The organism is Bradyrhizobium sp. Unk1 (genome assembly GCF_059512345.1).
The window spans coordinates 88,412-102,096 of the sequence record NZ_JCAMOP010000022.1; the positions used below are offsets into that span (position 1 = coordinate 88,412).

The window sequence follows — 13,685 nt, forward strand, 5'->3', positions numbered from 1 at the left end:
CTTCATGAGTCCAGCATCCTCTCATGCTCTCAAGCACCCGCCGGTCACGGCGCCCTCCGAGCCGGCGGGTGCGGACTCTGATTTTCCCGAACTGGCGGTCGCCATCGACAAACAGCGCAGGCGGGGGCGGGGCGCGCAGTCCAACGCCAGCGGCCGCTTCGAGGCTGAGGCCCGCGTCGCCTTCGACGACGGCTGGCAGAGCCTGGAGGAGCTGCCGCCGTTCAAGACCAGCGTGGGCGTCGACACCTCGCGCAAGGTGATCACCCGCAACGAATCCCCCGACATCGGCTTCGACCGCTCGATCAATCCCTATCGCGGTTGTGAGCACGGCTGTGTCTATTGCTTCGCGCGGCCGACGCACGCCTATCTCGGCCTGTCGCCGGGGCTCGACTTCGAGTCAAAGCTGTTTGCCAAGCCCGATGCACCGGCGCTGCTCGAGAAGGAGCTGGCCGCGACCGGCTACGAGCCGCGGATGATCGCGATCGGGACCAACACCGATCCGTATCAGCCGATCGAGCGCGAGCGTAAGATCATGCGCGGCATTCTCGAAGTGCTGGAGCGCGCCGGCCATCCCGTCGGCATCGTCACCAAGTCGGCGCTGGTCGTGCGCGACATCGACATTCTCGCGCGGATGGCCAAGCGCAACCTCGCCAAGGTCGCGATCTCGGTCACCTCGCTCGATCCAAAGCTCGCGCGCACCATGGAGCCGCGCGCGGCGACGCCGCCGAAGCGGCTGGAGGCGCTGAAGCAGCTCTCGGAGGCCGGCATTCCGACCACCGTGATGGTCGCGCCCGTGATCCCCGCGCTGAACGATTCGGAGATCGAGCGCATCCTCGATGCCGCCGCCCATGCCGGCGTCAAGGAAGCCTCCTACGTTCTGCTGCGGCTGCCGCTGGAGGTTCGCGATCTCTTCCGCGAATGGCTGATGGCCAACTATCCGGACCGCTACCGCCACGTCTTCACCCTGATCCGCGACATGCGCGGCGGCCGCGACTACGACGCGAAATGGGGCGAGCGGATGAAGGGCACCGGGCCGATGGCCTGGACCATCGGCCGCCGCTTCGAGATCGCCTGCGACAGGCTTGGGCTGAACAAGCGGCGCTCCAAGCTGACGACGGATCACTTTGCGAGGCCGAAGCGGAACGGCGATCAGCTCAGCCTGTTCTGATCGAGGAAGTGGAAGAGGCGTAGCATGAGTCAGGAACTTACCGCGCCGGTGCCGCGGCTCACCGTCATCACACTGGGTGTGAGCGACATTCGTGCCAGCATCGCCTTCTATGACGCGCTTGGCTTCTCGCGTCGTTTGAAGGCGACCGGCGAGGCCGTCGCGTTCTACGATACCGGTGGTCCGGTGTTGGCCCTGTTTCACTGGGATAAACTCGCGGCCGACGCCAAGTTACCGGACAATCCGAGGCCTGCGACCTTCCGCGGCATCACGCTCGCCTGGAACTGCGCCACGCGCGACGAGGTCGACGCGGTTCTGGCCTTCGTTGTCGGCAAGGGCGCCGCGCTGCTGAAAGCGGCGCATGAGACCGACTACGGCGGTTATTCCGGCTATTTCGCCGACCCCGACGGCCATCCCTGGGAAGTCGTGGTCGCGCCGGGCATCGAGGTCGGTGAGGACCGGCGGGTGCACCTGGCCGAGTAGGCGGCTGGTCTGAATAACGGGAATTGTCCGGGGTTCCCGGTTGCGCCGGCTGGGCCGCTTGCGCACGATCCCGGCCATGATTCGGGACAAGTCCGCCAGGAAGCCGGCCAAAGACGCGCCAGAGCCAGAGAAGGCCGCGCCGAAGAAGGATGCCGCCAAGAAGGCAGCACCTGCGAAGGCGGCCAAGGGGTCGGCCGTTAAGACCCCGGCCGGCAGGCAGGGCGCCATCATCGCCGTCGCCTCGCCGACCTTCCGCCGCGAGCGCGCGCTGATCAAGCGCGGCGTCTGGCCGGTTGCCGGCTGCGACGAGGCCGGCCGCGGGCCGCTCGCCGGACCCGTGGTCGCGGCCGCCGTGATTCTCGATCCCGACCGCATTCCGCGCGGCATCGACGATTCCAAGCGCCTGACGGCCGAGGAGCGGGAACGACTGTTCGACAAGATCTGCGCCACCGCGCAGGTCTCGGTTGCCGTCGCCTCGCGCTCCCGGATCGACCGCGACAACATCCTGCGTGCCTCGCTGTGGGCGCTGAAGCGCGCCGTGGTGGCGCTGCCCGACACGCCGCGTCATGTGTTTGTCGATGGCCGCGATCGGCTCGACACCGCCTGCGACTGCGAGGCCGTGATCGGCGGCGACGGCATCGTGCTGTCGATCGCCGCAGCCTCGATCATCGCCAAGGTGACGCGCGACCGGCTGATGTGCGCGCTGGCGCAGGACTGCCCCGGCTACGGTTTCGAGCAACACAAGGGCTACGCCGTTCCCGAGCACCTCGACGCGCTCGACCGCCTTGGTCCCACCATCCACCACCGCAGCTTCTTCGCCCCCGTCGCCGCCGCCCGCGCCAAGCACATGCCCTCGACGGTCGAGCCGGTGCGGGACTTGTTTGCGGTGACCGAGGTCGAGGTGCAGGTGGTCGCAAGCGTTGAAATTGATGCGTCAGCGGGCTTGTAGGGCAGACTGTCGTTGCCACAACGCGTGACGCCCTTTATCAAAACAGATGTGAGCGAATAGGGCCGGCTGGACGGGTTGGCTGCATCTTTCGGACGTTGCATGCGGTTTACCTCCCTGGTCATCGAGCTCATTCGCGCCCGGCCGCGGCTGATCGTGTGGATCGTCGTGCTGCTCCAGGCCGCGATGTGGCTGTTCGTGGCGCTGGTGTTTTACCGCAGCCCGCCCGGCACGCTCGCGACCCTGCTGGCCTTCGGGCGCGAGTACCAGGTCGGCACCGATCTGGGCCCGCCGCTCCCGATCTGGCTCGCCGACATCGCCTATCGCGCCGCCGGCGGCCACATGTTCGGCGTCTATGTCCTCGCCCAGCTCTGCGAGGTCGCGACCTTCATCGCGCTCTATCATCTCTCCCGCGCCGTGGTCGGCTCACAGCAGGCGGTGCTCGCCGTGCTGCTGACCATGACGGTGCTGGCCTTCTCCTCGCCGGCGCTCGACTTTAGCCCGCTGGTGCTGGCGCGGCCGCTCTGGGCGCTTCTTCTTTTGCATTCCTGGCAGATCATCGGCCAGCGCCGCGGCAATGCCTGGTTCGCCTGGTCGATCGAAGCGGGCCTCTTGCTGCTGACGACCCCCGCGGCGATCTTCCTTCTCCTCCTGCTCGTCGTCTTCGCGATCTCGACCGCCGGCGGTCGCCGCACCCTGCGCGCGCTCGATCCGCTGTTCGCTTTGATCGTCGTCGCTGTCCTGGCGCTGCCCTATGCGGTCTGGCTGATGCGCGCCGAGACGCTTGTCATGCCGACCCTGCCTGTGGTCGCCGAGCTGAACGCCCGCGCGCTGCACGCGGCCTGGCTGCTCGGCGGGCTCGTGCTCGGGGCGGCGGCGATCCCGGCGCTGACCTTTCTCAACAGCGGCCTGTTCGTCGCCAAGGGCGAGGAAGCGCCGATCATCTACCGGCCGCCGGTCGAGCCGCTCGCGCACAACTTCGTCTATTTCTTCGCGCTGGCGCCTGCGCTCGGCGCGGTCCTGATCTCCGGCCTGCTCGGGCTCGATGCCGTCGTCGGTGGCGCCGGCGTCGTGCTGGTGGTGTCGGGACTTGCCGTGGTGGTGGCGGCCGGCGACCTCATCGCGATGCGTCGCGCGCGCGTGCTGCGGACGGTGTGGGCTGCCGCCGTCGTGGCGCCCGCAGCCGGCGTCGTGCTCGCCGTGCTGTTCCTGCCCTGGACCGGCGCCAACGAGATTGCGACCTCGATGCCGGCGCGCGCGATCTCGGATTTCTTCGACGAGAGCTTTGCCCGCCGCACCAATCATCGCCTGCGCGCGGTCGCAGGCGAGACCCAGCTTGCGAGCCTGATCACGCTGCATTCCGGCCGGCCGCATCTCTTCATCGATGCCCAGCCCGCGCGCACGCCGTGGATCAATCAGGCCAAGTTCAGCGAGACCGGCGGCGTCGTGGTCTGGCGCGCCTCCGACACCGCCGGCACCCCGCCGCCGGAAATCCTCGCGCGCTTTCCCGGCATCGTTCCGGAAGTGCCGCGCGCCTTCGAATGGCTGGTGACCGGCCGCCAGCAACTGCTGCGCATCGGCTGGGCCATCGTGCGGCCGAAGGGGACGTAAGTCGGGCGCGTACTCTCTCCGTTCGTCATTGCGTGCGCAGCGAAGCAATTCAGAATCTTTCCGCGGAAATAGTCTGGATTGCTTCGTCGCTTCGCTCCTCGCAATGACGGGGAGGGAGCGTTCAGTCCCTCACGCGCCCGCCAGCACCTTCGCGATTGCGCGCAGATCCTGCCAGGCCAGCCGCTTGTACGATGGCGAACGCAAGAGATACGCCGGGTGGAAGGTCGGCAGCGCGCGGATGGTGCGCCCACCCGTCTCGTAGTCGAACCAGCGGCCGCGGGTGCGCATGATGCCTTCGCGCGTCGACAGCAGCGTCTGCGTCGAGGGATTGCCGAGCGTCACCAGCACGTCGGGATTCACCAGCTCGATCTGGCGCTGGATGAAGGGCAGGCAGATCTGCGTTTCCTGCGGCGTCGGCGTGCGGTTGCCGGGCGGCCGCCAGGGAATCACGTTGGCGATGTAGGCGGTGGTGCGGTTGAGGCCGATCGCGCCGATCATGAGGTCGAGCAGCTTGCCGCTGCGCCCGACGAAGGGCAGCCCTTCAATGTCCTCGTCGCGGCCCGGCGCCTCGCCGACGAACATGATGCGCGCCTGCGGATTGCCGTCGGCGAACACCAGCCGCGTCGCGGTGTGCTTCAGCGCGCAGCCTTCAAAATTCTGCATCAGCTCGCGCAGTGCCTCGAGCGTCGGCGCGGTGCGCGCGGCCTCGCGTGCGGAGGCGATCGCAATGTCCGGCGCAGGTGCGGCCTCGCCGCGCATCACCGCGGGCGCGGCAACAGGCCGTGGTGCCTCGACCGGAGGTGCGGCGCGCGGGGCCGGCGGCGGAGCATCCAATTCCGCCAGGCGGTCGACAGGTTCCTCCGCGAGCGCGCAGTCGACCCCGGCCTCCAGATAGAAGGCGAGAAGCTCTCGGACGGTGGGTGCGGGTTCGGGGATCATTTGGAAAGTCAGACTTTTACTATATCAGTTTGGGGTGCCTTGCATCCCAGTGGAACGCATTTCCGTGGTTGTCCTACCCGGAAAAATCGGAAACAAGGGGGCGCAAATGACGAGGAACCGTCTCAAGGGCTGAGATCAGATGAGCACCGAAGAACTTCCCCCGCGCGAATCCATGGAATTCGACGTCGTCATCGTCGGCGCCGGCCCGTCTGGCCTGGCGGCTGCGATCCGGCTGAAGCAGCTCAATGCCGATCTCAACGTCGTCGTGGTGGAGAAGGGCTCCGAGGTCGGTGCGCACATCCTCTCCGGCGCCGTGATCGATCCGGCCGGGCTCGACAAGCTGATCCCGGACTGGCGCGAGGATTCCGACTGTCCGCTGAAGACGCAGGTGAAGGACGACCGCTTCTACTGGATGACGGGAGGCGGCGCGATCAAGCTGCCGAACTTCATCATGCCGCCGCTGATGGACAATCATCACTGTTATATCGGCTCGCTCGGCAATGTCTGCCGCTGGCTGGCGCGCAAGGCCGAGGCGCTCGGCGTCGAGATCTATCCGGGCTTTGCCGCAGCCGAGGTGCTCTATGACGAGCAGGGCGCGGTGAAGGGCATCGCCACCGGCGACATGGGCATCGGCCGCGACGGCAAGCCGAAGGACTCCTTCACCCGTGGCATGGAATTGCTCGGCAAGTACACGCTGTTCGCCGAAGGCGCGCGCGGCAGCCTGACCAAGCAGCTGATCGCGAAGTTTGCGCTCGATACCAACAGCGAGCCGGGCAAATTCGGCATCGGCCTCAAGGAAGTCTGGCAGATCGATCCCGCCAAGCACCAGAAGGGCATGATCCAGCATTCGTTCGGCTGGCCGCTCGACCTCAAGACCGGCGGCGGCTCGTTCCTCTATCACTATGACGACAATCTCGTCGCCGTCGGCTTCGTCGTGCATCTGAACTACGACGATCCGTATCTGTCGCCGTTCGACGAGTTCCAGCGCTTCAAGACCCATCCCTCGATCCGCGGCACCTTCGAGGGCGCCAAGCGGCTCGCCTATGGCGCGCGCGCCATCACCGAAGGCGGCTACCAGTCGGTGCCGAAGCTGAGCTTCCCCGGCGGCGCGCTGGTCGGCTGCGCGGCCGGCTTCGTCAACGTGCCTCGCATCAAGGGCGTGCACAATGCGATGGGCACCGGCATGCTCGCCGCTGAGCATGTCACGGCCGCGCTCGCTGCCGGTCGTGCCAATGACGAGATCGTCGACTACGAGAACGCCTGGCGGTCCTCGTCGGTCGGCAAGGATCTGTTCCTGGTCCGCAACGTCAAGCCGCTATGGTCGAAGTTCGGCACCGTGCTCGGCGTCGCGCTCGGTGGCTTCGACATGTGGTGCAACACGCTGTTCGGTGGCTCGCTGTTCGGCACGCAGTCGCATGCGAAGCCCGATCGCGCCACCCTCGATCCGGCGAAGAGCCACGCGCCGAAGAACTACCCGAAGCCGGACGGCAAGATCTCGTTCGACAAGCTCTCGTCGGTGTTCCTGTCCAACACCAATCATGAGGAGGACCAGCCGGTCCATCTCAAGGTCGCCGACATGAACCTGCAGAAGACCTCGGAGCACGACGTGTTCGCCGGTCCCTCGAATCGCTATTGCCCGGCCGGCGTCTATGAGTGGGTCGAGGAAGGCTCGAGCCCGCGCTTCCAGATCAATGCCCAGAACTGCGTCCACTGCAAAACCTGCGACGTGAAGGACCCCAACGGCAACATCACCTGGGTTCCCCCGGAGGGTGGCGGCGGTCCGAACTACGAGGCCATGTAAGCCAGGCCATCTAAGCCGGGATCATTGGACCAAAGCGATCAAGCCGGGGCCAATGTGACGTGCCCCCGGCATTGTGACGCACGTTCGCGTGAGAACCGGCCCGGGGGTGCGGTCCGCGGCCACGATAAGGCCATGTTGGCAGCGTCTTGGGGCGTTGTCGGCCGGTTTGGGGCGTGCGGAGGGGGGCGCATGCCCGAATCCTTGCGGTGAAGCGCCAAAAGCGGCATTGTCGGCCCAACGGTTCCGGGTCCCCATGCCACCGGCCGCGTTCGCATGCGATACGGCCTACTGCTGCAAACCCAGGCACTACAACTCAAGGCGAGCCCCTGATGTTCTCAAATCGTTTCAACCGCTGGACTGTTGCCGCCATCGCCCTCATGGGCACCGCGATTGCGACGGTCCCCGGCGCGGTCCTGGCGCAGACGCCGGACCATCCGTCCGACACGGCGGCGCAATTTCCGACCCGGAACGATCTGAAGTCGCTGACGACCTCCGGCAGCTATCTCGCTGCCCGCCACGCCAGCGTCGAGCGCGATGCGGCCTCGGCCGCCGCCTTCTACCGCTCGGCGCTCCGCACCGATCCCAAGAACAACGAGCTGCTCGATCGCGCCTTCATCTCGTCGGTTGCCGACGGTGACATCGACGAGGCGGTCAAGCTCGCCGAGCGCGTCCTGACCATCGACAAGACCAACCGCGTCGCGCGTCTCGTCGTCGGGGTGCACGATCTCAAGATGAAGAAATACGCGACCGCGCAAACCAACATCAACCAGTCGATCCGCGGTCCGATCACCGATCTCGTCGCCACGCTGCTGTCCGGCTGGGCCGCCTATGGCGCGGGCGATGCCAAGGGCGGCGTCGCCACCATCGACAAGCTCGCCGGTCCGGAATGGTATCCGCTGTTCAAGGACCTCCATGCCGGCATGATCCTAGAGCTCTCCGGCAAGGAGAAGGACGCCGGCGTCCGCTTCGAGCGCGCCTACAAGCTCGATGATTCCATGCTGCGCGTCACCGAGGCCTATGCGCGCTGGCTGTCGCGCAACAAGGATTCCGCGGCCGCGACCACCGTCTACCTGGCTTTCGACAAGAAGCTCGCCCGCCATCCGCTGATCGTGGAAGGCCTGCGCGACACCAAGGCCGGCAAGAAGATGCCGCCGCTGGCCGACTCCGCCCAAGCCGGTGCCGCCGAAGCGCTCTACGGCATCGGCGCCACGCTGACCCGCCGCGGCGGCGAGGATCTGGCGCTGGTCTATCTCCAGCTCTCGCTCTATCTCCAGCCGACCCATCCGCTGGCGCTGCTCTCGCTCGCCGATCTCTATGAATCGGTGAAGCGACCGCAGATGGCGATCAAGGTTTATGAGCGGGTGCCCGCGACCTCGCCGTTGAAGCGCAACGCGCAGATCCAGCTCGCGATCGATCTGGATTCCGCCGACCGCACCGACGAGGCGATCAAGATCCTCAAGGGCGTCACATCGGACGATTCCAAGGATCTCGAAGCCATCATGGCGCTCGGCAATATCGAGCGCGGCCGCAAGAAGTTCGGCGATTGCGGCGCGACCTATTCGCGGGGCGTCGATGTGCTGCCGGCCGGCAACGACAAGGCCAACAGCGTCTGGTATTATTATCGCGGCATCTGCGAGGAGCGCTCTAAGGAGTGGAGCAAGGCCGAAGCCGACATGAAGAAGGCGCTCGAGCTCCAGCCCGACCAGCCGCACGTCCTCAACTATCTCGGCTATTCCTGGATCGACCAGGGCGTGAATCTCGACGAAGGCATGAAGATGATCAAGCGCGCCGTCGAGCAGCGTCCCGACGATGGCTACATCGTCGACTCCCTCGGCTGGGCCTATTACCGCATCGGCAATTACGAAGAGGCGGTGAAGAACCTCGAGCGCGCGATCGACCTCAAGCCCGAGGATCCCACCATCAACGATCACCTTGGCGATGCCTATTGGCGCGTCGGCCGCACGCTGGAAGCGAAATTCCAGTGGGCCCACGCGCGCGATCTCAAGCCTGAGCCGGAGGAGCTTCCGAAGATCGAGGCCAAGATCTCCAACGGTATGACCGACGATTCGAACTCTTCGGCCGCGCAGGCGGACAAGAAGAAGGACGACGGCAAGGGCGGCTAATCCGCATGATCCGGAAAAGTGTGTAGCGGTTTTCCCGCGCGACAAACGCGGAGCGTTTGCGCGGAGATCATGCGAGAGAGTGAAGTGCGTTTGGGGGCTGATCGCCAATGTCGGCGTTGATTGAAGAAGGGCGCGCGAAGGTCAATCTGAGCCTTCGCGTCGTCGGCCGTCGCGCCGACGGCTATCATGATCTCGAAAGCGTGGTCGCGTTTGCCGACTGTGCTGACCAGCTGACGCTGGAGCCGGGAGGCGAGCTGAAGCTCGTCACCACCGGGCCGCTGGCCGCGGCCTGCGGCGATATGGCCGACAATCTCGTGGTCAAGGCGGCCATGCTGCTGGCCGAGGCCGTGCCGGACCTGAAGCTCGGGGCCTTCGCGCTCGACAAGGTGCTTCCCGTCGCGGCCGGCATCGGCGGCGGCTCGGCCGATGCCGCGGCGGCGCTGCGGCTGCTCGCGCGTCTCAACAATCTGTCGCTCGATGATCCGCGCTTGCAGAAAGTCGCGCTCGCGACCGGTGCCGATGTGCCGGTGTGCCTGGTCTCGCGCGCCTGTGACATGACCGGCGTCGGCGAGCAGCTGCTGCCGCTCGCGCTGCCGAGCATGCCCTGCGTGATGGTCAATCCGCGCGTGCCGGTCGCCACCAAGGACGTGTTCCAGGCGCTGGGCCTGCGCAACGGCGAATTGCTGGTGGGCGCCACTTCCGTCCTCGACGCGCCGGCCTGGCCGGACGAGGGCGCCTCCGTTGCCGATTGGCTCGACGTTCTCGAAACCGTGGCCAACGATCTCGAAGCCCCTGCGCTGCGCATCGAGCCGGTGATCGGCGTGGTGCTCGAAGCCTTGCGTGACTCCGCCGGCGTCAAGCTTGCCCGCATGTCCGGCTCCGGCGCGACGTGCTTTGCGATCTACGGCGCAGCGAACGAGGCGCACGCCGCCGCGGAAAAGATCCGGCGCGACCACCCCGGCTGGTGGGTGCATGCGGGGACGTTGAGCTAGGTATCTCCCCGGCCGCGATACGTAGCCCGGATGGAGCGAAGCGCAATCCGGGATTCTTCCGCCGCAGCGGCCCCGGATTACGCTGCGCTTCATCCGGGCTACGATTCAAAGCGAAGCGTGCCCACCACTTCTACCGCCCGAACTGAAAGCATGGTGGGCACGGCGCTCTCGCGCCTTTGCCCACCCTACGGCAGTGGAGCTAGCCGCTCTCTTCGGCCAGCCCGAGAAACCGCCGGATCTCACCCAACACCTCTTGCGGCTTGTCATGCTGCAGCCAGTGCCCCGCGCCGGCGATGGTCTTGACACGCGCCTGCGGGAAATAGCGTTCCAGGCCTGCGGCCCTGGCGCCCGCGAGAAAGCTTTCCCCGGCATTCAGCAGCAGCGTCGGACTGGTGATGCGCGACCACAGCGCCACGTGATCGTCCGGCCAGAGCCGGTGCGGCGCAGAGGCGCGCTGGTAGGGATCGAACTTCCAGCTATAGGTGCCGTCCTCGTTCCGCCGCGCGCCGTGCGTTGCAAGATGCAGCGCGAGGTCGCGGGCGAGGCGCTTGTTGTGAAGCACCATCTGCGCGGCCGCGTCTTCGAGGGTCGAATAGCGGCGCGGCGTGCGGTCGTGCAGCCTGTCGAGCTGGCTGACCCATTTGCTGATGCGCTCATGCGTCGGCGCCTTGGCGGTGTCCGGCAACATGGTGACGCCGTCGAGCACGACGAGCTTCGTGACCAGCTCGGGGAACGACCCTGAAAAGATCAGGCTCACCATGCCGCCCATGGAATGACCGATGAGAATCACTTGAGGCGCTGCGATGCTGCGAATGAGCTGCGCGAGATCATAGACATACTCGGTCAGCGCGTAGCTGCCGCCCTTGGTCCAGTCGGAATCGCCATGACCGCGCAGATCGGGCGCGACCACGTGAAAATGCGGCTGAAGCGAGCGGGCGATGGCGTCCCAGCTCCGGCAATGATCGCGGCCGCCATGGACCAGGATGGCGACGGGCGCGCCGTCATTGCCCCAATCGGCATAGTGCAGCCGCAGGCCGTGTGATTCGTAGAAGCGGCTTTGCGGGGCGAGCATCGTGTTGCGTTCCCCTACCCATTCACCGGCCGCCGCGCCAGCGCGAGCGAGAGGCCAAGGCCGGCGATGAAGACGCCCGAGCCCTGCGCGAGACGCCGCATCAGATGCGGCCTGCCAATCAGCTGCGTGCGCGTTGCAGTTGCCATCAGCACCACGACGACATCGGCGAGCGTGTTCAGGATCACCGAGATCGCGCCGAGCACGATGAATTGCAGCGTGGGGCTCGACCCGGCGGGATCGAGGAACTGCGGAATGAAGGCGAGGAAGAATGCGGCGGTCTTCGGGTTCAGCGCCTCGACCAGCACGCCGTCGCGGAACGCGCGCCTGTCGCCGACGGGCTCGCTCTCCAGCGAGAGCGCGCGGCCGGCGGTGCGGAAGGTCTTGATACCGAGCCAGATCAGATAGAGCGCGCCGATGAATTTTACGGCGGCAAACAGCTCCGCACTGGCAAGGATGATCGCGGAGATGCCGAGGCTGCCCGCGACGACATGAACCAGCCCGCCCAGCGCCGTGCCCGCGGTTGACGCAAAGCCGCTGGCGCGTCCCTCCGACAAGGTCCGTGCCGCGACATAGAAGATGCCGGGGCCGGGAACGGCGGCAATGAGGCACGCTGCGGCCAGGAACAGCCAGAAATTCGTTTCGATCATCCCGTTTTGGTAACGAAGCGTGCTGCGATTGCAAGGCCTCTTGTTCAGCCCATCCGGCGGAAGATCGCGCTGGCATTCACCCCGCCGAAGCCAAATCCATTGGAGATGGCGTTGAGCATCGGCATCGGCCGCGCGCTGCCTGAGACGATGTCGATGCCCTCCGCGCCGGGATCTGCGTTTTCGAGATTGAGCGTCGGCGGCGCGACCTGGTCGCGCAAGGCGAGGATAGCGAAGATCGCCTCGAGGCCGCCGGCGGCGCCGAGCAGATGGCCGGTGGCCGATTTGGTCGCGCTCACCGCGATGTTCCGGTTGCGGCCGAACAGCGCGACGATCGCGCCGAGCTCGCTTTCGTCGCCGGCCGGCGTCGACGTCGCATGCGCGTTCAGATGCTGCAAATCCGCGGGGGCAAGGTTCGCCTGGCGCAGCGCGAGCTCCATGGCGCGGCGGGCGCCGTCGCCGTCGGGCGGGCCCGACGTCATGTGATAGGCGTCGGCCGTCGTGCCGTAGCCGACGATCTCCGCAATCGGGGAGGCGCCGCGCGCCAGTGCATGCTCCAGCTCCTCGATCACCAGGATGCCCGCGCCTTCGCCCATGACAAAGCCGTCGCGATCGCGATCGAACGGGCGCGAGGCGCGCGCGGGCTCGTCGTTGAATCCGCTCGACAGCGCGCGTGCCGCGGCAAAGCCGCCGATGCTGACGATATCGATGCAGGCCTCCGCGCCGCCGCAGATCGCGACATCGGCTTCGCCTGCGCGGATCATGCGCGCGGCATCGCCGATCGCCTGGACGCCGGCGGCACAGGCCGTGACCGGTGTGCCCAGCGCGCCCTTGTAGCCGTATTTGATCGAGACGTGGCCGGCGGCGAGATTGGCGAGAAACGAGGGGATCGTGAAAGGCGAGAGCCGTCGCGCGCCGCGCTGCTCGGTGATGCGCACCGCCTCCGCCATTGCCGGGAAGCCGCCGACGCCGGAAGCGATGATCGTCGCGGTGCGTTCCTGTGCGCTCGCGTCCTGCGGCGTCCATCCGGCCTGCGCGACCGCCTCTGCGGTCGCTAGCAGGGCGAACAGGATGAAGCGGTCCATCTTGCGCTGGTCTTTTGGCGCGGCGGCTTGCGCGGGATCGAAGCCGCCTTCGGCATCTTCGGCCTTGTCGGGGACGAGACCGGCAATGCGGGCGGGCAGTGCCTGCGACCATTCCGGCAGAGGGCGCAGCCCGCTCTGGCCGGCCAGCAGCCGGCGCCAGGAGAGTTCAACACCACAGCCGAGCGGCGACACCGCCCCCATTCCCGTCACGACGATACGACGCATGTCAGTCTCCAGCCGGCGCAACGGCCGGGTTCATGGCTTTGAGCGAGGCGAGCCGCTTGCGCATCCCGCGGCTGGCGCGGGGACCCGGGACGACGACCGCATTGGCGAGGGTGATCGGACGCATATCGGCGGCATCGACCACGATCGGATCGAACGGGCGAGCGTCGCTCCGATTCGCCAGCACGATGGATTCGCCCTTGGGCGCGAGATGCCTGTTGCCCCAGGCCAGCAGCGCCACGACCACGGGGAAGAAATCCCGCGCCTTCTCCGTCAGCACATATTCGTACCGCGGCGGCCGTTCGTGATAGCGGCGGCGGACGAACATGCCGCTCTCGGTGAGATGGGCAAGGCGCCGCGACAGGATGTTCGGCGCGATGCCGAGGCTTTGCGAAAATTCGTCGAACTTCGTCGCGCCCTGGAAGGCATCCCGCAAGATCAGGATGCTCCACCATTCGCCGACCGTCTCGACGGCGCGGCCGACCGGGCATTCCAGGATGGAGGGGGATTTGGGCTGCATGACCGGGAAGGTAGGGGAGTGGATTGCAAAATGCAAGTTACTGGGTGGGCAGCGGTAGGTGTGGGGGAACGAGCCCCGAGAA

General features: G+C 66.7%; 12 protein-coding genes. 7 read left to right on the plus strand and 5 right to left on the minus strand.

What is annotated here, in order from left to right; genetic code table 11:
• Nucleotides 1-4 precede the first annotated feature (4 nt).
• The 4 genes from AC5ZFO_RS26870 to AC5ZFO_RS26885 all read left to right on the plus strand — a co-directional run bounded on the left by AC5ZFO_RS26870 (nt 5) and on the right by AC5ZFO_RS26885 (nt 4,205).
• On the plus strand, nt 5-1,168 hold the full coding sequence (locus tag AC5ZFO_RS26870; RefSeq protein WP_014497353.1) for a PA0069 family radical SAM protein: 1,164 nt from the start codon (nt 5-7) through the stop codon (nt 1,166-1,168).
• A gap of 24 nt (nt 1,169-1,192) precedes the next feature.
• The gene (locus AC5ZFO_RS26875) at nt 1,193-1,648 is read left to right on the plus strand and encodes a VOC family protein (RefSeq protein ID WP_282521554.1); all 456 of its coding nucleotides are present in this window, start codon (nt 1,193-1,195) and stop codon (nt 1,646-1,648) included.
• Between the two features lie 76 nt (nt 1,649-1,724).
• Nucleotides 1,725-2,597 (plus strand): ribonuclease HII, encoded by an 873-nt coding sequence (gene rnhB / locus AC5ZFO_RS26880; protein WP_496122812.1) that lies wholly within the window; start codon nt 1,725-1,727, stop codon nt 2,595-2,597.
• A gap of 99 nt (nt 2,598-2,696) precedes the next feature.
• Nucleotides 2,697-4,205 carry a glycosyltransferase family 39 protein gene (locus AC5ZFO_RS26885; RefSeq protein ID WP_496122813.1) on the plus strand — a complete coding sequence of 503 codons (1,509 nt, stop codon included), beginning with the start codon at nt 2,697-2,699 and terminating at the stop codon, nt 4,203-4,205.
• Nucleotides 4,206-4,334: 129 nt separating this feature from the next.
• On the opposite strand, the gene AC5ZFO_RS26890 is transcribed toward AC5ZFO_RS26885, so the two are convergent.
• On the minus strand, nt 4,335-5,144 hold the full coding sequence (locus AC5ZFO_RS26890; protein ID WP_282521551.1) for a uracil-DNA glycosylase: 810 nt from the start codon (nt 5,142-5,144) through the stop codon (nt 4,335-4,337).
• A gap of 139 nt (nt 5,145-5,283) precedes the next feature.
• On the opposite strand from AC5ZFO_RS26890, the gene AC5ZFO_RS26895 reads away from it, so the two are divergent.
• From AC5ZFO_RS26895 to AC5ZFO_RS26905, 3 genes are all read left to right on the plus strand, one after another.
• Nucleotides 5,284-6,945: an electron transfer flavoprotein-ubiquinone oxidoreductase gene (locus AC5ZFO_RS26895; RefSeq protein ID WP_282521550.1), complete on the plus strand. Its 1,662-nt coding sequence runs from the start codon at nt 5,284-5,286 to the stop codon at nt 6,943-6,945.
• Nucleotides 6,946-7,274: 329 nt separating this feature from the next.
• The gene (locus AC5ZFO_RS26900; RefSeq protein WP_282521549.1) at nt 7,275-9,068 is read left to right on the plus strand and encodes a tetratricopeptide repeat protein; all 1,794 of its coding nucleotides are present in this window, start codon (nt 7,275-7,277) and stop codon (nt 9,066-9,068) included.
• A gap of 107 nt (nt 9,069-9,175) precedes the next feature.
• On the plus strand, nt 9,176-10,060 hold the full coding sequence (locus AC5ZFO_RS26905) for a 4-(cytidine 5'-diphospho)-2-C-methyl-D-erythritol kinase (protein WP_282521548.1): 885 nt from the start codon (nt 9,176-9,178) through the stop codon (nt 10,058-10,060).
• Nucleotides 10,061-10,259: 199 nt separating this feature from the next.
• Here the strand turns inward: AC5ZFO_RS26905 and AC5ZFO_RS26910 are convergent, their stop codons facing one another.
• From AC5ZFO_RS26910 to AC5ZFO_RS26925, 4 genes are read right to left on the minus strand one after another with little or no spacing between them, the layout of a single operon-like run.
• Complete coding sequence (locus AC5ZFO_RS26910) at nt 10,260-11,132, minus strand: alpha/beta fold hydrolase (protein ID WP_282521547.1); 873 nt, start codon at nt 11,130-11,132, stop codon at nt 10,260-10,262.
• A 14-nt stretch (nt 11,133-11,146) separates the two neighbouring features.
• Entirely contained in the window at nt 11,147-11,779 is a 633-nt protein-coding gene (locus AC5ZFO_RS26915; protein ID WP_282521546.1) for a LysE family translocator, read from the minus strand.
• Between the two features lie 44 nt (nt 11,780-11,823).
• Nucleotides 11,824-13,086, minus strand: a complete 1,263-nt coding sequence (fabF, locus tag AC5ZFO_RS26920; RefSeq protein ID WP_496122814.1) for a beta-ketoacyl-ACP synthase II — start codon at nt 13,084-13,086, stop codon at nt 11,824-11,826.
• Between the two features lies 1 nt (nt 13,087).
• Nucleotides 13,088-13,603: a winged helix-turn-helix transcriptional regulator gene (locus tag AC5ZFO_RS26925; protein WP_282521545.1), complete on the minus strand. Its 516-nt coding sequence runs from the start codon at nt 13,601-13,603 to the stop codon at nt 13,088-13,090.
• Nucleotides 13,604-13,685: the final 82 nt, after the last annotated feature.